We start from the raw sequence: 19627 nt of genomic DNA on the forward strand, positions 1-19627 counted from the left end.
TCTGTCTCTCTTAGACTTTATTATAGAGACAAAGAAATTTACTTTCAAGTAAAACATCTCGAATTAAAGATTATTTAACTTTCCCAAACAGCTTACTTTTCAAAAGCTGTTCTCAAGCCGGAATACAGCGCGGACAATTCTTTACTGATCCGAGGATAATGAGGGACATGCGGCACTTGAATATCCGCAGGCATCCTTTTCACTATAAAGGATTGCTCAGCCTGTTCAAAAAACGCCCGCAGCTGGTTGATCTCTTCATCAGAAAACGGAGCAGGCGGACGGCGGTGAGCTTGGGCCGAAAGCAAATAGTACCCTAAGTGCTGAGCACCGGAAATGGCAGGCCAGAGCGCCTCCGCATTCGCATGAGGAAACTCTCCAAGGGCCTTGTCATACGCATCCCGAAGCCTGACAAGACTCACCCTTAACTTGTGTTCGTCGGCATTCTGCCCGGTTAACAGTTTCTCCATAAACTGCCCTTCCAGCCGGATGACGTTCCTCATCAGTTCAGGCAGTCGCTTCGTTGAAAACCGCCGCCACAAAAGCATTGTTCCCAACAGCCCGATCACGCTGCCGACAGCTACATCAGTCAGCCTCGCTATCATAAAATAACCGGCGCCCGCCCCGCCATGCATACTTTCTGTGATAACAAGCGCATTTGCGGTTAAAAAGGGAACAGCCAGCGCATAATTGCGGACGATCAGCATCTCAAGAAGACATTGCAGCGCTGCAATACAAAACGCAATATAAACACCGCCCGGCTTAAAAAACAGGATTGCGCCTGCCAGTATAACACCGATCACCGTTCCGGCCGAACGCTGAATAGCCCTGTGAAGCGTAAAAACAACAGTAGTGCCAAGCATGACCGCTGCTGCCGAAAGCGGAATCCAATAGGAACGTGCAAAGCCGAATGCGAGGGCAAACATATCGGCGGCAAACAGAACAATTCCATACTTTAACGCTCTAATCAAAACCGGAGACTTCCAGTCAAAGGCATTTCTCAAAAAGTAAAAAGAGGATGGCAGGCGGCTCGGTTCCCCGTCAAGCTGCTTATCAAAACGTCCTGAAGCGATATGCAAAACCTCATTGATTTCTTCAAACAGCTTCCGCCTAGGCTCAGATTCGTTCTCATTAATCTGAAACGTACCGGAAACCCGTGCATGCGCAAGCATATCTCCGGTTTGGCGAAGTGCCTTTTCAATCTGCGCGGTCTCTCTGTCCGGCGTTTCAGCTGAAAAATGAATAATGGCAAGGAATATGTCGTCAGCTTTTTCAAGGAGGCGGAAAAATCGTTCATCATGCCGCGATTTTTTCCGTCTGTTCCCTTTCCCAAGAACCGTTTGGCGGGCTGTTCTAAGCATGAGCACGGTCTGATGCTGTGCGTTATGAAAACCTGGCGTTCCGACGGCTGAAAGACATGCAGCCAGCTGATGATATGTTTTTTGCAGCACCGCTCCCTCCGGTCCATGTTTGTTCCATAACCAGCCGATTAAAGCGATACCCATGGCGAAAATGGCGCCGAGAAACGTCAGTCCCGCTCTGAACAGCGCTTGTGAAGGATCGGCCGGCAGCCCGGAACTGACTAAAAAGGCCAGGACAAAAAACATCGGCGCAGGGCCTTGAATGCCGAGCGCGCTAAAAATAAACATCGCCGCTGCCCCGATCAGCCCCAAAACAGCCGCCATCATCCAAAGCATCCCGGACAAAAGCGTCCCTAAACCAAATGAGAGGGCGATCCCAATAGAAACCAAGAGCAGCTTCAAGGCGCGCTTTTTGTACGATTCACCGCCCGCATATAAATAAACAAAGCCTCCGATACTTGTAATTAATCCGTAATCCGTGTGACCTGCCAATGCACCGACCAGCACAGGAAACCCTGAAGCGAAACCTGATCCGATAGCCTTCTTCCAAGGAAATGGATTTGCATGAATGCGAAAGGCATCCTTCACGATAGGCATGATTCTTTGATTGTTCGCAGCAGTTTTGTTCATTTGACAAAATCCTTTTCAATGAATGTGTAGAACTTTTCCCGTTTCTTCGCTTTAGTATGCCCAAAAACGCGGTTAGCTTCTCAATTGGTGCGCCCGATAAAAAAACAGAGACTTATACCGTCTCTGCTTCATTACATCAGTTTATTATCATAAAAGCGGCACCTGTCAGGACTGTTTTGTCCTTCTGCCTTCCTTTAAGAGCAGGTGAATAAAAAATAAAGGATAAATCAATAGATACCCATTAAACAGCCACCACACAAGATCAAAGTCCCTGCTGAATGTCCAGAATGATAGCGCCTGCAGACCTGAACAACAGGTCAGCACAAGAGAAATCAGCGCCATCAGCTTCCAGTCAGCACGATTCACCCGCTGTAGGTACAAGCTGTACAACCCTGTGACAGAAATCAGGATATCCAGCGGAAAAAAAGACCAGTTCCAAGCGATCATAAACGGATGGTCATGATGTTTAAAAGCCCAGCTTTCCGGTATGAGCGAAAACCCGGCTGACAGCCAGTACAAGATAAAACCGATATCAGTCACGAGAAAAAACAGCTTCATATATCTCATTTGTACTGCCCGCTTTTATGTACCGGCTCAGACACCGTAGCATGCTCGATCAGGTTTAAAGACACAACACCGGCAATAATCAAACCAATTGAAATGACTTTCATGACACTAACATGTTCTTGAAAAAACAAAAAACCAATGACTGTAATCAGGACGATTCCCATCCCTGACCATACAGCATAAGCAACTGATACATCAATGGATTTAAGCGTAAGCGTCAGAAAGAAAAGACTTCCTCCATAAAAGAAAATCAACAGCAAACTGGGAATAAGCTTTGTAAAACCGGACGATAGCTTCATGCTGACCGTTCCCGCAACCTCAAACAAAATCGCCAAGCATAGAAACACCCAATTCACGTGGCATCAGCCTCCTCATCAGCTGTTATACCGTTAAACAAAACATCTACAATTGATTCAAGCACCTCTCCTGTCGTGAACTGATGTTTCAGTGGATATTCAGGGTCATACACTTGGTTGATGCTCCCTATATACATGTGAACAAACAGGTCCGGATTGATGTTTCTGATTCTCTTTTGCTGTTTGCACTCGTCTAATAATTCTAGGACAATGGCCCATTCTGCCTTAATAAACGTGTCTAATGTAAGCCAAGCATCGTAATGGTATTTCTTTAGTTCATTTAATAATCCCATGTTCAGCAGTTCCATCCCCTGCGGAAGGCTGATCAGCATTTTTTTCACCTTTTCAAGCACATTTAAACTATCATTTTCATAGATGTCTCTTTCCATTTGCTTCATTTCAGCTATAAATTGTTCGACAACCGCCTCAACAAGCTGATCTTTAGATGAATAATATGCATAGAGCGTCCGTTTGCTCGTTCCCAGCGCTGCAGCCAAATCATTCATCGTAAATGAAAATCCTTTCTGCTTGATCAGCCGGATGGTTTCCGCCATAATTCTTTTTTCCACATTAATCCCCCGCTTTCGGTACCGAGAAAACTATTTTGGTACCAATATTATACGAGAGAAATTTATGGAAATCAACAATATAAAAAAAACCTCTCCTATTGGGAGAGGTTTAAAAGACACTGCGGACCAAACCGCCGTCCGCCCGAAGTGCCGCGCCATTGATCGCAGAGGAAAGCGGACTGCTTAAAAATGTAACGAAGTGGGCGATTTCTTCCGGACGGATCAGTCTTTGAATAATAGATGTCGGCCGGTTTTCTTTCATAAAACGTGCCTCAGCTTCTTGAACAGTCAGGTTTTCACCAGGATACAGCGAGTTCAGCATGGTTTCCACACCCTCTGTTAAGGTAGAGCCCGGCATGACGGTGTTGACTGTGACATTCGTGCCGGTTGCCAGCTCCGCCAAACTGCGGGAAATGGACAGCTGCATCGTTTTTGTCGCACTGTAATGCGCCATTTCCTGTGACGGCATAATCGCCGCTTCACTGGCAATGAAAATCACACGCCCTTCCTTTTTCTCTATCATGTTATGCAAATACCTGCGTGTCAGCCTTACACCGCTCATAATATTCACTTCAAAAAAACGAAACCATTCATCGTCGGGAATATCAAAGTACTCCGCCGGTTCAAAAATCCCTAAATTGTTGACCAAAATATCAACCTCTGGATATGCCTGAAACAGCTCATTGCAGCCTTCTTCTGTTCCCAAATCAAATGCAGCCGGATAAAGAACCGCTTCAGCATGTTGTGTTTTCAGTTCATCTATCGTCTGATTCACTTTCTCTTCCCGGCGTCCGTTAATGATCACTGCCGCACCTTCTTCAGCTAACGAAGAGGCAATAGCTTTTCCGATCCCAGATGTCGAACCGGTCACCAGTGCGGTTTTTCCTTGTAAATTCAGCTTCATTATTCATTCCTCCGTTTTTGATTCCTCTTATTTATTGACAGAAATCTGATTGGTGAAACATCTGCTCTGCAATCAGTATGAAACAGCTGGGATTGAAATGGAAGTACGCACTTTTTGGTGCCTGTGGTTTGGAGAAAAAATAAAGCAGAACCTCTTGAGAGGTTCTGCTTTATTGTCAGTATGTATGGAGACGGTGGGAGTCGAACCCACGTCCAGAAACATCGATTACTTAAGCGTCTACGAGCGTAGCCTGCATATTTATGGTTTCACTCATCTTCTTGCCTGCGGGCGGGCCTTCCGAGAGCTAGTCTGTTCATCTCTTCTTACGTTCTCAGACAGGAACGCAAGCGTAGCCTACTTGGATGTGCTCTTCACAGACACATAGGCAATGTCAGGAAGAGCTCGCTGCGCTTATTAGGCAGCTAATGCTACGTTTTGGTTAAAACTGTTAGTTTTGCCAGTTATATTTAAGTGCGTGTTTACGAGATCGCCTCTCGGCTCGCAGCTCAAGCTCGATCCATCCCTGTCGAATCCGTAACGTCCCCTTGGTATAAGGGAAATACGGGAGAAAATATCAAGCTCTCACTCAAACTGGCTATAGCCTTATTATAACATGATCACGGCTCTTTTCAATTGTCAAATCCTTCAAATGAATGGCGACGTGATCTGATCGTGAACACAGTATAGCACAGGCCTGATTTTCGAATCAAGCACTATGCCTTTAGAAGCCTTTTTGACTGTCTCTGAACGCTCTTTCGATTTCCCGCTTCGCGTCCTTGCGCTTCAGATCTTCCCGTTTGTCATAGTTCTTCTTCCCTTTTCCAAGGCCGAGAAGCACTTTCGCAAAGCCGTTTTTTAAATACAGCTTCAGCGGAACGAGAGAATAGCCTTTTTCCTTTGTTAACCCGATCAGCTTATTAATCTCCTTGCGGTGCATTAACAGCTTTCTTGTCCGGAGCGGATCGTGGTTATAGCGGTTTCCCTGCTCATATGGGCTGACGTGCATATTGTGGAGAAACACTTCTCCCCGTTCGATTTTGGCGAAGGAATCTTTAAGGTTTACGCGGCCGGCGCGAATCGATTTGATTTCGGTTCCTTGCAGAACGATGCCTGTTTCATAGGTTTCTTCTATAAAATAATCGTGGTTGGCTTTCTTATTTTGAGATAATACTTTTCCTGACCCTTTTGGCATGCCAGAACCTCCTCTCTCTAAGGAAAAACTGTCCACCTTTTGCGATACGCTCTATTTTACCAAATGTCACGTACCGCTACAATGAAAAGCTGTTTCCGAAAGAAAGCAAATAGAGCGCTGCGGCCCTATTTGCTGGTTGAGCTGCTATTTCTTCTTTTTCCGTTTCTGTTTCGGAGCATTCTGGAAGCCGCGTTTTTTCTTTTTCTTCTTCGGCTTAGTGAACCACTCCCCTTTTTCCTCAGACGGAGCTGGAGAAACAGGCGTATTGGTGCTTTGAACACGTTTTCTGGCAGGCTTTCCGCGTTTTCTGCTCCGGCTGCTGTCCAATTCTCTCGGACGCCGCGGAGTGCCCTTCATGCCGACAATTTCAAAGTCGATATTGCGCTCATCTTTATTGACATCGACAACCTTGACTGTGATTTCATCCCCGATGCGGAAGACGTTGCCTGTCCGCTCGCCGATCATTGCGAAATGCTGTTCGTCAAAGCGGTAGTAGTCATCTGTCATAAAGCTGACATGGACGAGTCCTTCAATTGTATTCGGCAGCTCGACGAACATTCCGAAGTTTGTCACAGAGCTGATCATGCCGTCAAACTCTTCACCGATTTTATCAAGCATGTATTCCGCTTTTTTCAGATCATCCGTCTCACGCTCGGCGTCAACTGCACGGCGCTCCATAGATGATGTATGTTCGGCGATATCCGGCAGGCGTTCAGCCCACTTTTCCTGTGTCGCTTCATCGACTTTGCCGTTGATCAAATACGTTCGGATCAGACGGTGAACGATTAAGTCCGGGTAACGGCGGATCGGCGATGTGAAATGCGTATAGAATTCCGTTGACAGACCGAAGTGCCCCAAGCTTTGCGGGTCGTATTTCGCCTGTTTCATCGAACGGAGCATAACAGTAGATATAACCGTTTCCTCTGGTCTGTCACGCACAGCGTCCAGAATGCTTTGCAGCGCGCGCGGATGAATATTCCCCGCCGTTCCTTTCACCACATAGCCAAATGTCGTCACAAACTCTAAAAACTTTTGCAGCTTTTCAGCATTCGGCTCTTCGTGAATCCGGTATATAAACGGGACGTTCATCCAATGGAAATGCTCCGCCACTGTTTCGTTTGCTACAAGCATAAATTCTTCAATCAGCTTCTCGGCGACAGAGCGTTCTCTGATCACAACGTCTTTAACCGCTCCTTCGTCATCAACAAGCACCTTTGCTTCTTTGAAATCAAAGTCAACGGCGCCGCGGTCCATCCGCTTATCGCGAAGAATTTGAGCCAGGCGCTCCATGTCTTTGAACATCGGAACAAGAGGCTCGTATTTTTGCTTCAGCTCTTCATCATCGTCAACAAGAATTTTATTCACATCTGAATACGTCATTCTTTCCGTTGTTTTGATGACACTTTGGAAGATCTCATGCTCTGTCACCTGTCCCTGACTGTTAATGGTCATTTCACAAGAAAGCGTCAGGCGGTCAACCTTTGGATTTAAGGAGCAGATGCCGTTTGACAATCTGTGCGGAATCATCGGGATGACACGGTCAACCAGATACACACTTGTCCCTCTTTCAAGCGCTTCTTTGTCAATCGGCGAGTTTTCGGTTACGTAATGGCTGACATCAGCTATGTGAACGCCAAGCTTGTAGCTTCCATCTTCAAGTTTCGTCACGGTAACTGCATCATCCAAATCCTTCGCATCCGCACCATCAATGGTGACAATCACCTGGTCACGGAGATCACGGCGGTCTTTCAGATCTTTTTCATCAATAGTGTCAGGCGTACTGGATGCCTGTTCCATCGCGTCAGCTGGAAATTCTCCCGGCAGGCCGTGCTTATGAATGACCGATAAAATATCAATGCCCGGGTCGTTTTTGTGGCCGAGAATGGTTTCAACCTCACCCTCTGCGTTCATGCGGCCTTCAGGATAGCTCGTCAGCTTGACAACAACCTTATGCCCTTCCGTAGCTCCATTTTTCCCATTTTTTGGAATGAAGATGTCACTCGTGATTTTTTTGTCGTCCGGAATGACAAAGCCGAAGTTTCTCGTTTCTGTATACGTGCCGACAACCCGCTGAATCGCTCTTTCTAAAATCCGTATGACGGTTCCTTCCTGCCTGGAGCCGCTTGACTGTGAGTTCAGACGCACCATGACGATATCGCCGTTCATTGCCGTATTTAGCTCATTAGGCGGAATAAACACATCACTTAACGACGTATCCTCAGGCAGCAAAAAGGCGAATCCTTTCGCATGGGCTGAAATCTTTCCTTTTATTAAATTCATCTTCTCCGGAATGCCGTAGCGGTCGCTTCTCGTCCGTACGATAAGCCCTTTTTCTTCCAAGGCGACTAACGCTTTGACGAGCTCTTTAAACTCCTCGGCTTCCGTAATATTTAACATCTCCTCAAGTTCCTGAACGGTCAGAGGCTTGTACGCCTCTTCCTTCATAAACGAGAGAAGCTTTTCCATAAATGCTTCTTTTTCCATTATCCGACCTCCTGTTGATTACCAATCGAGCTTCTCTAAAAATTCATACACATCCTGATGGACGAGGTCACGTTCTTTGTCGAGTGTAATGACATGCCCTGATTCCTCGTACCATTTCAGCTGTTTATCATCAGTTTCCACTTCGTTGTAAATAATATTGGCGCTTTCGGTATTAATCATGTGGTCATGACGGGCCTGCACCACAAATGTCGGTGAATAAATCATATCGACATTATTCCGCACATCAGCAATTAAGTCTTGCAGCGCCTTGAGGGTATTCATCGGCGTTTTTTCGAATTCTTTCATTTCCTTTTCAATTTGCTCCGGGCTTTTCCCCTCAAACTTTTTGTAATTGCGAGCGTATGAAAGAACGCCCTGATACATGACCTCTTCACTCTTAATATGCATCGGTGCGCACATTGGGACAATTCCCTTTATGGGTACAGTGTAACCCAATTTCAGCGAAAAAACCCCGCCAAGCGACAGTCCGCAGGCAGCAATGCTCTCATAGCCTTCAGATTTTAAGTATTCATAGCCATCCATTACGTTTTTCCACCAGTCTTCGGGCCCCGTATGTACAAGTTCTTCAGGCGGAACGCCATGTCCTTCATATTGAGGCGCGTGGCACGTATAGCCGCGTTCATTCAAATATCGTCCCAGCATCCTTACATCCGCTGTATTTCCTGTAAAGCCATGCAGCAAAAGCACCGCTTTGTCTCCGCCTTTAAATGTAAATGGTTTTGGTGTCACAACTTTCATGCTCATGTCTCCCTTTCTATCTGCACGATCATTTTAGTTTTCCACAGTTTAATCAGAAAAAAACGTTTTGAATATCATCCAGAAACGTGAAAAAGGCCTGACTTCACATCAGACCTTATACAAACATTGCCCTATAGGATATAAGCAAGCGCAATCGTTAACACGAAAAACAAGACTGCCAGCACTACCGTAATGCGGTGCAAAATTAAATCAAGACCTCTTGCTTTTTGTTTCCCGAAGAGCTGCTCCGCTCCGCCTGAAATCGCACCAGATAATCCGGCGCTTTTACTGGATTGAAGCAAAACGACAATAATAAGTGCAATGCTGACGATAACCAATAAGGTAATCAAAACTGCGTGCATCCCATACACCTCCAGACTCACTGGCTACATTACTTCTATTTTACATGAAAAGGGTTGGCATGTCACGCTGTATCAGACGCCAAAAGGCCGGATAAGACGTTTTATCTTGGTTACCCTATTCATAATGAAAAGGTCAAAGGAGAAAAGCGATGCCGCTTATCAGCATAGACAGCAGGAAACATCTTTTTTATGAAGAATATGGACAGGGAATCCCTATCATTTTTATCCACCCGCCGGGCATGGGACGCAAGGTTTTTTATTATCAGCGCCTTCTATCCAAGCATTTCAGGGTGATTTTTCCCGATTTAAGCGGCCACGGTGATAGTGATCACATCGATCAGCCAGCGTCTATTTCCTATTACGCAAACGAGATCGCGCAATTCATGGACGCTTTGCACATTGATAAAGCTGTGTTATTCGGGTATTCTGCCGGAGGCTTAATCGCGCAGCATATCGGCTTCACCCGCCCGGACAAAGTGTCACACCTTATTCTGTCCGGCGCCTACCCCGCTGTTCATAACGTAATCGGCCAGAAGCTGCACAAACTGGGAATGTATCTGCTTGAAAAAAACCCCGGTTTACTCATGAAAATCCTCGCTGGCAGCCACACAAAAGACAGACAGCTTCGCAGCATATTAACAGACCATATGAAAAAAGCAGACCAGGCCCATTGGCATCAGTATTATCTGGATTCGCTTGGCTACAACTGCATTGAACAGCTGCCCCGCCTAGAAATGCCAATGCTGTTTATGTATGGCGGCCTGCGGGACTGGACCTTTACAAACGCAGGCTATTACCGAAGATCGTGCAGACATGCCGAATTTTTCAGATTGGAATATCAGGGACATCAATTGCCGACAAAACAATGGAAAACGTGCAATGAGCTGGTGACAGGGTTTGTGCTGACACATCATTCATAGGAATAGAAAACGCTTGGCTTCCTTGCGTTTTTTGTTACTTTATTGACTTTTGTCAACAAAATCATAGTAAAAAAGATCCTCAAATTTCAAATTAAAATAGTGAAGCATTTTACCAATCACAAGCTGCCCCGGCCTTCTTTCTCCATTCAGCACGCGGCTCAGTGTGGCGGGTGAGACTCCGATTTCCAGCGCAAGCTGATTAAGGGAATAATCGTTATTAACCATATACTGCAAGACATAATCACGTCTAATCTGTATCTTTTCTACTGGCACTTTCCTCACCTTCCATTCCTGAAAAACTTTTTTCTATACTTTTACATTACGGCTTATGTTAACTTTTGTCAATACATTTCCAGTCTACCTATTCCCTTTAGTCAATAAACATACTAAAATATGAGTAACAGTGAGGGACGGGGTGAGATATATGGAAAGCTTTGGCGAACAATTACGGGCATTGCGTGAAGAGAGAAAGTTAACAGTCAACCAGCTGGCGACTTATTCAGGCGTAAGTGCGGCCGGCATCTCCAGAATCGAAAACGGAAAACGGGGCGTTCCCAAACCTGCCACCATCAAAAAACTGGCAGAGGCCTTAAAAATTCCTTATGAGGGGCTTATGTACAAGGCTGGTTACATCGAAGAAGTGCATGAAGCCAGGGCCCCTTATGAAACGAAGTGCAAGCTGCTTGAAAAAGCGGAGGCCTATGACCTGAAAAACCTTGCGCTTCTTGAGAACGAAAAGTGGCAATATCTCAATAAAGAAGATTTGCTCATGCTGGATCATTATTTTTCGTTTATTTCAGATGAAGCCAAAAAACGGTCTGCTGATGACTGACTCTTGATAGAAATGTGAGGCGATAGACCATGTCACCGTTCGGACAGCAATTACGGGAGCTGCGCCGCGCCCGCAAACTGACAGTGAATCAGCTTGCGGTGTACTCAGGCATCAGCTCGGCCACCATTTCAAAAATTGAAAACGGCAAACGCGGGACGCCAAAACCCGCCACGATTAAAAAACTGGCAGCCGTCCTGAAAGTGCCGTACGAAAACCTAATGGCCGCCGCAGGCCATATTCAGGCCTTTCCTGAAGAAATCCGCGAAGCATCTGAAAGCTATCAATCCGTTTATGAAATTTACCAGACGGCTGTCACACGCGGAGCGGAGCACCTCCCGATTTTCAATAGTCAAAAATGGGAACATCTCTCAAAGCAGGATATTGAAAATCTCAGCAAATACTTCGATTTTTTGTCTTCAGAAGCAAAAAAACGCGCCTCTTCCTCATAATCCCCTGTTTCTCTTTCTATATTTTATCAATCACGCTTGCATACCCTCCCTCGTTATTTGCGTTATAATAGTGACAGACGAGGTGAAAAGTATGAACCAATCAGAAATGTGTCCTAGATTTGAAAAAGCAGTCGACATCTTAAGTAAACGCTGGGTCGCTTTAATCGTATTTCAGCTCTTGAACGGGTCGCAGCGATTTAGCGAAATTGAAGCAGCACTTCCAAATCTAAGCGGCAGAGTTCTGTCAGAACGGCTGAAAGAACTTGAGCTTGAAGGAGTAGTGAAGCGGGATGTCATCCCTGAAACTCCGGTTCGCATCGAATATTCATTGACTGATAAAGGAAAGGCACTAGCACCCATATTAGGTGAGATTTCTAAATGGGCGACTGAATGGATTGACCCTTCCTTTCTTGACTAATTGCTAAAACGGTTCTGATCTCAAAGACGAGAAAAGAACCGTTTTTTATTTTCCAGGTGAAAAAAAGATATCTCAGCCGATATATAGTACATCCACACATTACGTTTTTAAAGGAGACCACTATATGCGACTGACGATTTCCCGCAAATTCAGCCTGGTATTTTTGACACTGATCCTGATCAATTTACTTGTAGGCGGAATAGGCGTTCTTAATATGCAGCATATCATTCAAAAAACAGATGAAATCAACACAAAATGGATTGACGGCATCAAAGGAATCACTTCAATTAATTATGTAACCGAGCACCTGTCTTCTAAAGAAAAGGACTTTCTGATTTATACAGACAAAAGTAAAATGGATACACTTGATCAAGAAATGAATCAAATCATGGAAGACATTAACCAAAAGCTCGATAACTACGAAAAAACGATCTCCACTGATAAAGAGCAGAAACTGTTCGAGCAGCTTCAAACTGAAGTGAATACCTATATGGATATTCATGCGCAAATTATCGAAAGCGGCCGCACGAATGACATGGACAAAGCAAGAGGTTTATTGGTTCAGACTGAGGCCAGCTTTGAGGATATGAAAAAAACAATCACTCAGCTTGTTGACTTAAATCAAGAAGGCAGCAACACAGCGGTAAAAGAAACGAAGGCCGTCTATCATAAAGGGCTCATTTACACTGCTTTGCTTGTGGCAGCATCAATCCTCATCAGCATTTTCATCTGGCTTTATATCACGCGAAACATTGTAAAGCCTATCATTCGCATGAAGGAATCTGCCAATCATATTGCCGAAGGCGATTTGTCGAACGATATGGAGGCGCTCAACTCAAAAGACGAACTGGGTGATCTGAATGAAGCGCTGCAAAAAATGGTAGGGAATCTGCGAGATATTGTCGGATATTCTAAAGACATATCAAGCCGGGTTCTTTCTTCTTCACAGGTGCTTGCAACCGCAACGAATGAAACAAGATCCGGCAGCAAACATATTACCGAGACGATGAACGAAATGGCTGAGGGCTCTGAACAGCAGGCCCAAGACGCCGTGACGATTGCCGAATCGATGAATGAGTTTACCGAAAGCATTGATAAAGCCTATAATCACGGCATCACAATCAGCGATACGTCTCAAAACGTTCTCGAACTCGCGGTAAGCGGGAACGAAAATATGGCTACGTCATTACAGCAAATGAAAACCATCCATCATATTGTTGAAGAAGCCGTGCATAAAGTGAGATCACTGGAACAGCATTCTCAGGATATTAACAAGCTCGTTCAGGTCATCAACGGAATTGCCGAGCAAACGAATTTGCTGTCCCTTAACGCCGCGATTGAAGCTGCCCGCGCAGGAGAAAGCGGCAAAGGCTTCGCCGTTGTGGCAGAGGAGGTCAGAAAGCTGGCTGACGGCGTTTCTGATTCCGTGCAGGATATTACCCGGATTGTAGGCGGGACACAGCAGGAGATCCACACTGTCATTACGTACTTGGAAAGCAGCTTTACAGAAGTCGAAAAAGGAACGGAAAACCTGACAGACACCGGGCAGGCTATGCAGCATATCAAGCAATCCGTCACTCATGTTGCAGACAGCATTAAGGAAGTAACGGATGGCTTGAAGCAGTTAACAAACCAATCGATTACTATCAATCAATCGATTGAAAATATCGCTTCTGTATCCGAAGAGTCGGCCGCCGGCATTGAAGAAACATTTTCAATAACCGAGCAATCCGCCCATTCGATGGATCAAGTGCTTCAAAATGCTGAAGAGCTTGAGCAGCTGGCGAAGGAGCTTAATGAGAAGATGGGGCAGTTTACGATTTAAATAGAAAAAAGAGGCTGGACTCCAGCCTCTTTTTCTATTCTATGCAGCTGATTGAACGTGTTTCGCCCCGGTTCTTTTTTTCTTCACCGGACTTAATGCCCGCTCCAGCCAGGCCATGAGCAAATCCGCCCCTACCGCCATCACCGCAGTTGGTATCGCTCCGGCTAGAATAATGGCTGTTCCGTTTGTCGCGTTTGAGCCGCGGACGATCATGTCCCCAAGGCCTCCGGCACCGACAAATGTGCCAATCGCTGTAATTCCGATGGCAATGACGAGAGCCGTGCGAAGGCCCGCCATAATGACAGATAGTGCGAGCGGGAGCTCAACCATTCTGAGCACTTGGAATTTCGTCATGCCCATTGCTTTCCCCGATTCTAAGTAGGCATGCTCAATACTGATAATGCCTGTGTACGTGTTTCGAATAATCGGCAGCAGGGAATACAGAAATAATGATAGAATCACGGTATTTGCGCCGAGCCCCATAACAAGCATTAAGACGGCCAGCATAGCGAGCGACGGGATTGTTTGAATAACGTTTGTTACGGCAAACACCCAGGCTGACAAACGGCGAAAATGCGCGATGAGGATTCCGACCGGAACCCCGACGACAGCGGCAAACAATACGCCGTAAGCCGACATGAGAAAGTGGCGGCTGAATTCATCCATGACGTAACTGCCATTCTGCGCGTAATACGTCATTAACTGTTCAAACACGTTCATTGACCTCGTCCCCCTTTCACGATTCGAAGTAGCGATGTTTTTCTAAATATTCCTTGGCAACGACAGACGGTTCTTTGAGATTGCCGTCGACTTCATAGTTAAGCTCCTGCATCGTGGCTGTGTCGATTTTTCCGAGCATTTTCTTGATGATGCCTTCAAGCTCAGGATGTTCTTTGAGCACCTTTTCCGGAACAACCGGAGAGCAGTCGTACGGCGGGAAAAATTGTTTATCATCCTTTAGCATTTTGAGACCATAGGACTTGATTCTTCCATCGGTTGAATACGCAAGCACAATGTCCATTTTTCCGCTCTTCACCGCGTCGTACACAAGGCCGATCTGCATCGGATACGTGCCGCCGAATGTCATGCCGTAGGTTTTTGTAAAATCCTGATAGCCGTTTCCTTTGAGCTTCATCCAATAGTTATCAACGCCCAGCTTTAATTGCGGCGCCCATTTTTTAACGTCTGATACGGTCTCTAAATGGTATTGGTCGGCCAGTTCCTTGCTGACTGTAAAGGCATATGTATTATCAAACCCGTAGGAGTTATACCATTTTAAATTGTATCTTTTTTTAAACTCCCGCTGAGTAAGCGCCAGCGCTTTGTCCGGGTCTTTTTCCGGTTGCATTCTCAGCGTGCCTGTCAGCGCGTCTCCCGTATATCTTGTGGCCGCAATGTCAATTTCCCCGTTCATTAAAGCCTGCTGCTGCACCGCGTTGGAGCCAAGATTTTTAATCGTTGTTGTTTTGAGATCAGTATGGTGTTCGATCAACTGGCCAAGCATGCTGGCGATGATTTCTGATTCGCTCATGCTTTGCGCGCCGATTTTAATGGTCTGGTCTGCAGCAGCGCTGAGACCAGGAAGCGAACAGCCGCTCAGCGTCAGCGTTGCCGCAAGTGCTAAACCTATCATTAATTTGAGATATTTTCTTTTCATGAGCCGCCTCCTTATGACAATTCCTTCAATCTCTGCATGCCGGCAGGTGTCAGTTTTCGTTCAGCAACTGCCAGCACATAATCAATCACAATTGCCAATATCGTGACAGGTACCGCGCCCCCGATGATATATTCCGGCTGATATAAATTCAGTCCGATAAAAATGTAATCACCCAATCCGCCGCCTCCGATAAAGGAAGCAAGCGTGGCCCAGCCGATTAAGTAAATCGTCGATGTCCTGATTCCCGCCATGATCACTGGCGCGGCAAGCGGCAGCTCCACCAAGCGGACTTGTTCAGCCGGCGTCATTCCTATGCCTTTACCAGATTCGAGCAGATTTTTGTTGACGCCGCGAATGCCGGTATACGTGTTGCGAAGAATCGGCAATACGGAATAGAAAAACAAAGCCACAATGGCCGGAACCTTCCCTACACCAAGGAGCGGGATAAAAAAAGCGAGGATGGCCAGACTCGGCAGCGTCTGAATGATATTGACAATGCCGATAATGGTGCCGGCTCCTTTTTTCATTCTGGTAAGCACAACCCCGAGGGGGACGGCAACCAGCACGCCCAGGATCACAGCAATGAGCGATATCGTAATATGCTCGTATGTTTTATAAAGAAGCTCGCCCCCATTGGTTTGCAAAAATTGAACAATATGATGCATGACTTATCGCCCCTCCCTATGACAATGCTGCGAGCTGCTTTTCTTCTCCCCAGAGGGAGTCATACACGATGTCGACCAGACTTGCCCTCGTCACAATTCCGATCAGGCGTCGGTCTTCATCCACAACGGGAACATATTTGACACCCCGTTTTAAAATTTTGCGGACCGTGTCGCGCAGCAGTGTGCCGCCCAGTACTGTGTATATATTTTCATGTAAAACCTCACCTACGAGATTGGCCTTTTTCCGGCATTGATCAATGATTTCAACATCGACATAGCCTTGCAGAACGTGCTCGTCATCGACGACCAGCAATGAATCGACCCGTTCCTGCCTCATCAGCTGAATGGCCTCAGAAAGCGTTTTATCCGCGGTGATCGTTACAGGCTGTGTGTTCATAATCTGGTCAACCCGTTCAACATCCGGGCTGGATGACTGAATCAGCCGCTCCTTGCCGATAAATTCCTCAACAAATTCGTCTGCCGGATTTCTTAAAATGTCATCGGGCGTTCCAACTTGAACGATTTCTCCAACTTTTAAAATCACAATTCGGTCTGCCAGCTTAATCGCTTCATCCATATCGTGGGTAACAAATACGATGGTTTTATGTAAGGTTTTTTGCAGTTTTTTAAATTCTTCCTGGAGGGAATCCCTCGTAATCGGGTCGAGTGCCCCAAACGGTTCATCCATTAAGATAAGCGGCGGCTCCGCGGCAAGTGCCCGTAATACACCAATACGCTGCTGCTGCCCCCCGCTTAATTCATGAGGGTAACGGTCTAAATATTCAGGCCCCATATCGACCAATTTTAAAAGCTCACGCGCCCGTTCTTTCCGCTGCTGCTCCGGCCATTTCAGCAGTTTTGGGACGAGTGAGATATTCTGCTGAATGGTCATATGGGGAAACAGGCCGATCTGCTGAATCACATAGCCAATTTTGCGCCTGAGCTCTACAGGATCCTGGTCCATGATGTTTTCGCCGTCAATGAAAATCTTCCCGGCGGAAGGCTCAATTAATCGGTTAATCATTTTCATTGTTGTTGTTTTTCCGCAGCCGCTCGGCCCGATAAAGCAGATAAATTCGCCTTTTGCAATCTTAAGATTTACGTTGTTCACGGCTTTTTTGCCGCCCCTGTATGTTTTCGAGACATTTTCTAATGTCAGCAAACATCGCACCTCCAAAATTAAGTTTATTCAATTCGTTCAGTTTAAATTTAATTTTTCAGACAATTGAATGCTTCCCATTATAGAATAAAGTTTATAAAATAAAAAGTTTACAATTTGTTCATATTATTTATAAAGTATGTGTAAACGCTGATTTACCCGCATTGACGTGTGTTGATCTCCTTATTGCTCCAATTTCCTGCCAAATTCTCTTTTGACAGCATTTTCGCCGTATCAAAAATGTGGTATATTGACATCGGAATTGTTAGCTGAAAGGATGAAACCGTTGGAGAAAGATCCGTTAACGATCATTGAACAAGCCGAGGACCATTTTATAGAAAAAATCGCGGAAAACATGCATGCATTTGGAATGCCCTCTACCGTCGGACGTGTGCTGGGCATTATTTATATGAATCGAAAACCGATGACGCTTACGGAATTATCTGAGGCCACCGGCATGAGCAAAACACGCATGAGCCAGGTAGTGCGGGAAATGCTTGATGCCAACATTGCCGAGAAGGTGTTCGAAAAAGGCGTCCGAAAAGATTTATATGAGGTTGAGCAGGACTACTATCAAACATTTATCACGCTGTTTTCAGCCACCTGGAGCAAAGTCGTCAGCAAAAACAAAATGATGCATAAAAAACTCAATCGGGAGCTGCTTAGCGTGTTGGATGAAGAGCTTACTCCTGAAGCGGAAGAAAAAGTGAATGAACTGCTGAAAGAATTAAAGGAATGGCTTGATTATTATAATTGGCTCAGCCGTTTGATTGAGTTTTTTGAGAGCGAAGAAATTTTTAAATATGTGCCGAAGCCGTAAAAAGTTCCCAAATTCAATTCTGGGAACTTTTTTAGTTCCAATCCAAATGGTTGAATATCAAACTTCAAGAAAATAAACAAAATAATGCATAGTTTACATTAATTTATTCATTATCCATTTTTTGTTGATTATTCTGACTAGCTATTATATAATCTTTTTGAAATGATTATATTAGCTTAGAGGAGGTAATCTATATCAAAAAAAAAGGAATTATAACTGTAATGACTATATGTTTCCTATTATTTTCTTCTTATTACTTTAGTAATATTTCACCTCAGAATCCACTGTTCAAAAAAAATTTTTTGCAACAATTGTCTCCCCAAGGCTTTGGCTTTTATAGTAAAAGCCCTACAGAAGAAAACATTTCATTTCACACAAAAGAAAATTTAAAGTTACCTAATGCACTTCCCAATAATTTTTTTGGGATAAAAAGAGAAGGAAGAGTTCAGGCAATAGAATTAGGCAAAATTGTAGAGAATATCGATCCAAAGAATTGGAAAACTTGTGAAAACAACAACTCCTGCACAAATTTAGAGAAACAAATAAAGCCTATTAAGGTTATAAAAAATGAAGATTATATACATCTTAGCAAAGGAGAATACCTAATATATCGCCAAAAACCACTCTCATGGTATTGGATAGACTTTAAGCAAACTACCTCTTTTGAAAGAAAGGTGCTAAAAATAAAAATAGTATGAAGATATTAAATAGTTTAGAAGGTTATATTGACACCTATAATCCATGGAAAAATACATATGCACTTTTTAGAAGTTTACTTGGTTTCTCAACATTACTAGTACTATTATTCAATAGTACTGATATTTTATTTAGTTATAGTGCAAATAATGTCACATGTGAAAATGTCTATATCCCTACCGCTTTTTGTTTTGCTAAAGAATATAGTATCAATTTTGAGATTATAAGATACTTAATGATTTTTATATTAACCTTAGTGGTTATAGGGTGGAGACCTAGATTTACCGGTTTATTTCACTGGTATATTTGCTATAGTATTCAAACTTCAGCTTTAACTATCGATGGTGGAGAGCAAATTGCAACTGTTCTTTCTTTTCTTATATTACCTGTTACATTATTAGATTCAAGGCGAAATCATTGGAATATAAAGAAAAACAATAATGAATCTTTCACAAAGAAGACAGTATTGTTTTATATAATGACAATAATTAAAATTCAAGTTTTTATCATTTATTTAAACGCAGCTTTAGAGCGATTGAAAAATAAAGAGTGGGCAGAAGGAACAGCAATTTACTATTTCTTTTCTGATCCGGTGTTTGGATTACCTGAATATCAACTTAACTTAATGAATCCACTACTTGAAAGCAATTTTATTGTTGTCATCACTTGGTTAGTAACTATTTTTGAGTTGTTCTTAGCAGCAAGCATAATTTCAAATATCAGAATAAAGAGAATTGCCCTTGTTTTGGGAATATTATTTCATATTGGGATAATATTCAGCATTGGTATTGTAAGTTTTGGCTTGATCATGATATCAGCATTAATTATATATCTGCATCCTGTACAACAAAATATCACTATGAATTGGTGTTCTCCTTTATTTAAATATATATATGTAAAAGGAAAGAGAAATTTCAAAAGAATAGGAGGTGAATCAGTCAAGTTTCTTACAAAATTGTTTCATAGCTAACATTTAGATAATGGAGAAATAACTTAATGGAGGTA

The 19627-nt window shown here is 44.2% G+C and carries 22 protein-coding genes and 1 other RNA gene; 8 read left to right on the plus strand and 15 right to left on the minus strand.

Annotated elements, in window-relative coordinates; translation table 11 throughout:
* Positions 1-92 precede the first annotated feature (92 nt).
* The 10 genes from CW370_RS09810 to secG all read right to left on the minus strand — a co-directional run bounded on the left by CW370_RS09810 (position 93) and on the right by secG (position 9181).
* Positions 93-1988: an FUSC family protein gene (locus CW370_RS09810; RefSeq protein ID WP_029946052.1), complete on the minus strand. Its 1896-nt coding sequence runs from the start codon at positions 1986-1988 to the stop codon at positions 93-95.
* A 165-nt stretch (positions 1989-2153) separates the two neighbouring features.
* A complete protein-coding gene (locus CW370_RS09815) occupies positions 2154-2555 on the minus strand; it encodes a YvaD family protein (protein ID WP_017695155.1) in 402 nt (133 codons plus the stop codon).
* Positions 2552-2911 (minus strand): DMT family transporter, encoded by a 360-nt coding sequence (locus tag CW370_RS09820; RefSeq protein ID WP_024572579.1) that lies wholly within the window; start codon positions 2909-2911, stop codon positions 2552-2554. The genes CW370_RS09815 and CW370_RS09820 overlap by 4 nt, the downstream gene beginning before the upstream one ends.
* Positions 2908-3480, minus strand: coding sequence for a TetR/AcrR family transcriptional regulator (locus CW370_RS09825; protein ID WP_024572578.1), 573 nt, complete (start codon positions 3478-3480; stop codon positions 2908-2910). The genes CW370_RS09820 and CW370_RS09825 overlap by 4 nt, the downstream gene beginning before the upstream one ends.
* A 109-nt stretch (positions 3481-3589) precedes the next feature.
* Positions 3590-4384, minus strand: a complete 795-nt coding sequence (locus CW370_RS09830) for an SDR family NAD(P)-dependent oxidoreductase (RefSeq protein WP_003228388.1) — start codon at positions 4382-4384, stop codon at positions 3590-3592.
* A 182-nt stretch (positions 4385-4566) separates the two neighbouring features.
* Positions 4567-4929: a transfer-messenger RNA gene (gene ssrA / locus CW370_RS09835) on the minus strand.
* Between the two features lie 176 nt (positions 4930-5105).
* Positions 5106-5576, minus strand: a complete 471-nt coding sequence (gene smpB / locus CW370_RS09840; RefSeq protein ID WP_003220025.1) for an SsrA-binding protein — start codon at positions 5574-5576, stop codon at positions 5106-5108.
* 144 nt (positions 5577-5720) lie between these two features.
* Positions 5721-8060 carry a ribonuclease R gene (gene rnr, locus CW370_RS09845; RefSeq protein ID WP_101169601.1) on the minus strand — a complete coding sequence of 780 codons (2340 nt, stop codon included), beginning with the start codon at positions 8058-8060 and terminating at the stop codon, positions 5721-5723.
* Between the two features lie 18 nt (positions 8061-8078).
* Positions 8079-8819 carry an alpha/beta hydrolase gene (locus tag CW370_RS09850; RefSeq protein WP_157829190.1) on the minus strand — a complete coding sequence of 247 codons (741 nt, stop codon included), beginning with the start codon at positions 8817-8819 and terminating at the stop codon, positions 8079-8081.
* Between the two features lie 131 nt (positions 8820-8950).
* Complete coding sequence (gene secG / locus CW370_RS09855; protein WP_003220028.1) at positions 8951-9181, minus strand: preprotein translocase subunit SecG; 231 nt, start codon at positions 9179-9181, stop codon at positions 8951-8953.
* A gap of 149 nt (positions 9182-9330) precedes the next feature.
* Here secG and CW370_RS09860 point away from each other — a divergent pair, with 149 nt between their 5' ends.
* Entirely contained in the window at positions 9331-10101 is a 771-nt protein-coding gene (locus CW370_RS09860) for an alpha/beta fold hydrolase (RefSeq protein WP_003228381.1), read from the plus strand.
* Between the two features lie 39 nt (positions 10102-10140).
* On the opposite strand, the gene CW370_RS09865 is transcribed toward CW370_RS09860, so the two are convergent.
* Positions 10141-10374: a helix-turn-helix domain-containing protein gene (locus CW370_RS09865; RefSeq protein ID WP_009968172.1), complete on the minus strand. Its 234-nt coding sequence runs from the start codon at positions 10372-10374 to the stop codon at positions 10141-10143.
* A gap of 151 nt (positions 10375-10525) precedes the next feature.
* Here CW370_RS09865 and rghR point away from each other — a divergent pair, with 151 nt between their 5' ends.
* The 4 genes from rghR (at position 10526) to CW370_RS09885 (ending at position 13625) form a co-directional block, all read left to right on the plus strand.
* Positions 10526-10933: a transcriptional repressor RghR gene (gene rghR, locus CW370_RS09870; RefSeq protein ID WP_003220034.1), complete on the plus strand. Its 408-nt coding sequence runs from the start codon at positions 10526-10528 to the stop codon at positions 10931-10933.
* A 29-nt stretch (positions 10934-10962) separates the two neighbouring features.
* The gene (locus tag CW370_RS09875) at positions 10963-11382 is read left to right on the plus strand and encodes a helix-turn-helix domain-containing protein (RefSeq protein WP_014480905.1); all 420 of its coding nucleotides are present in this window, start codon (positions 10963-10965) and stop codon (positions 11380-11382) included.
* Between the two features lie 91 nt (positions 11383-11473).
* Positions 11474-11800, plus strand: coding sequence for a catDE operon transcriptional regulator CatR (catR, locus tag CW370_RS09880; protein WP_003242888.1), 327 nt, complete (start codon positions 11474-11476; stop codon positions 11798-11800).
* Positions 11801-11924: 124 nt separating this feature from the next.
* On the plus strand, positions 11925-13625 hold the full coding sequence (locus CW370_RS09885; protein ID WP_101169603.1) for a methyl-accepting chemotaxis protein: 1701 nt from the start codon (positions 11925-11927) through the stop codon (positions 13623-13625).
* Between the two features lie 39 nt (positions 13626-13664).
* On the opposite strand, the gene opuBD is transcribed toward CW370_RS09885, so the two are convergent.
* From opuBD to opuBA, 4 genes are read right to left on the minus strand one after another with little or no spacing between them, the layout of a single operon-like run.
* Positions 13665-14345 carry a choline ABC transporter permease OpuBD gene (gene opuBD / locus CW370_RS09890; protein WP_101169604.1) on the minus strand — a complete coding sequence of 227 codons (681 nt, stop codon included), beginning with the start codon at positions 14343-14345 and terminating at the stop codon, positions 13665-13667.
* Positions 14346-14361: 16 nt separating this feature from the next.
* On the minus strand, positions 14362-15282 hold the full coding sequence (opuBC, locus tag CW370_RS09895) for a choline ABC transporter substrate-binding lipoprotein OpuBC (protein WP_101169605.1): 921 nt from the start codon (positions 15280-15282) through the stop codon (positions 14362-14364).
* An 11-nt stretch (positions 15283-15293) separates the two neighbouring features.
* On the minus strand, positions 15294-15947 hold the full coding sequence (gene opuBB / locus CW370_RS09900) for a choline ABC transporter permease OpuBB (RefSeq protein WP_003228370.1): 654 nt from the start codon (positions 15945-15947) through the stop codon (positions 15294-15296).
* A gap of 16 nt (positions 15948-15963) precedes the next feature.
* Entirely contained in the window at positions 15964-17109 is a 1146-nt protein-coding gene (gene opuBA, locus CW370_RS09905; protein WP_101169606.1) for a choline ABC transporter ATP-binding protein OpuBA, read from the minus strand.
* 283 nt (positions 17110-17392) lie between these two features.
* Here opuBA and CW370_RS09910 point away from each other — a divergent pair, with 283 nt between their 5' ends.
* The 3 genes from CW370_RS09910 to sdpB all read left to right on the plus strand — a co-directional run bounded on the left by CW370_RS09910 (position 17393) and on the right by sdpB (position 19592).
* Positions 17393-17926, plus strand: a complete 534-nt coding sequence (locus CW370_RS09910; protein ID WP_014480910.1) for a GbsR/MarR family transcriptional regulator — start codon at positions 17393-17395, stop codon at positions 17924-17926.
* A gap of 221 nt (positions 17927-18147) precedes the next feature.
* The gene (gene sdpA, locus CW370_RS09915; protein WP_009968174.1) at positions 18148-18624 is read left to right on the plus strand and encodes a sporulation-delaying system protein SdpA; all 477 of its coding nucleotides are present in this window, start codon (positions 18148-18150) and stop codon (positions 18622-18624) included.
* Positions 18621-19592: a sporulation-delaying protein SdpB gene (gene sdpB / locus CW370_RS09920; protein ID WP_003228363.1), complete on the plus strand. Its 972-nt coding sequence runs from the start codon at positions 18621-18623 to the stop codon at positions 19590-19592. The genes sdpA and sdpB overlap by 4 nt, the downstream gene beginning before the upstream one ends.
* Positions 19593-19627: the final 35 nt, after the last annotated feature.

The organism is Bacillus sp. SN32 (genome assembly GCF_002837495.1).
In the GTDB taxonomy this organism is placed as follows: Bacteria; Bacillota; Bacilli; order Bacillales; family Bacillaceae; genus Bacillus; species Bacillus subtilis.

What these genes read in the sequence shown, in the direction of transcription:
- CW370_RS09810 (WP_029946052.1), bottom strand. Translation starts at nt 1,988, where the DNA reads ATGAACAAAACTGCTGCGAACAATCAAAGAATCATGCCTATCGTGAAG.
- CW370_RS09815 (WP_017695155.1), bottom strand. Translation starts at nt 2,555, where the DNA reads ATGAGATATATGAAGCTGTTTTTTCTCGTGACTGATATCGGTTTTATC.
- CW370_RS09830 (WP_003228388.1), bottom strand. Translation starts at nt 4,384, where the DNA reads ATGAAGCTGAATTTACAAGGAAAAACCGCACTGGTGACCGGTTCGACA.
- smpB (WP_003220025.1), bottom strand. Translation starts at nt 5,576, where the DNA reads ATGCCAAAAGGGTCAGGAAAAGTATTATCTCAAAATAAGAAAGCCAAC.
- rnr (WP_101169601.1), bottom strand. Translation starts at nt 8,060, where the DNA reads ATGGAAAAAGAAGCATTTATGGAAAAGCTTCTCTCGTTTATGAAGGAA.
- CW370_RS09850 (WP_157829190.1), bottom strand. Translation starts at nt 8,819, where the DNA reads ATGAAAGTTGTGACACCAAAACCATTTACATTTAAAGGCGGAGACAAA.
- secG (WP_003220028.1), bottom strand. Translation starts at nt 9,181, where the DNA reads ATGCACGCAGTTTTGATTACCTTATTGGTTATCGTCAGCATTGCACTT.
- CW370_RS09860 (WP_003228381.1), top strand. Translation starts at nt 9,331, where the DNA reads ATGCCGCTTATCAGCATAGACAGCAGGAAACATCTTTTTTATGAAGAA.
- rghR (WP_003220034.1), top strand. Translation starts at nt 10,526, where the DNA reads ATGGAAAGCTTTGGCGAACAATTACGGGCATTGCGTGAAGAGAGAAAG.
- CW370_RS09875 (WP_014480905.1), top strand. Translation starts at nt 10,963, where the DNA reads ATGTCACCGTTCGGACAGCAATTACGGGAGCTGCGCCGCGCCCGCAAA.
- catR (WP_003242888.1), top strand. Translation starts at nt 11,474, where the DNA reads ATGAACCAATCAGAAATGTGTCCTAGATTTGAAAAAGCAGTCGACATC.
- CW370_RS09885 (WP_101169603.1), top strand. Translation starts at nt 11,925, where the DNA reads ATGCGACTGACGATTTCCCGCAAATTCAGCCTGGTATTTTTGACACTG.
- opuBD (WP_101169604.1), bottom strand. Translation starts at nt 14,345, where the DNA reads ATGAACGTGTTTGAACAGTTAATGACGTATTACGCGCAGAATGGCAGT.
- opuBC (WP_101169605.1), bottom strand. Translation starts at nt 15,282, where the DNA reads ATGAAAAGAAAATATCTCAAATTAATGATAGGTTTAGCACTTGCGGCA.
- opuBB (WP_003228370.1), bottom strand. Translation starts at nt 15,947, where the DNA reads ATGCATCATATTGTTCAATTTTTGCAAACCAATGGGGGCGAGCTTCTT.
- sdpA (WP_009968174.1), top strand. Translation starts at nt 18,148, where the DNA reads ATGACTATATGTTTCCTATTATTTTCTTCTTATTACTTTAGTAATATT.
- sdpB (WP_003228363.1), top strand. Translation starts at nt 18,621, where the DNA reads ATGAAGATATTAAATAGTTTAGAAGGTTATATTGACACCTATAATCCA.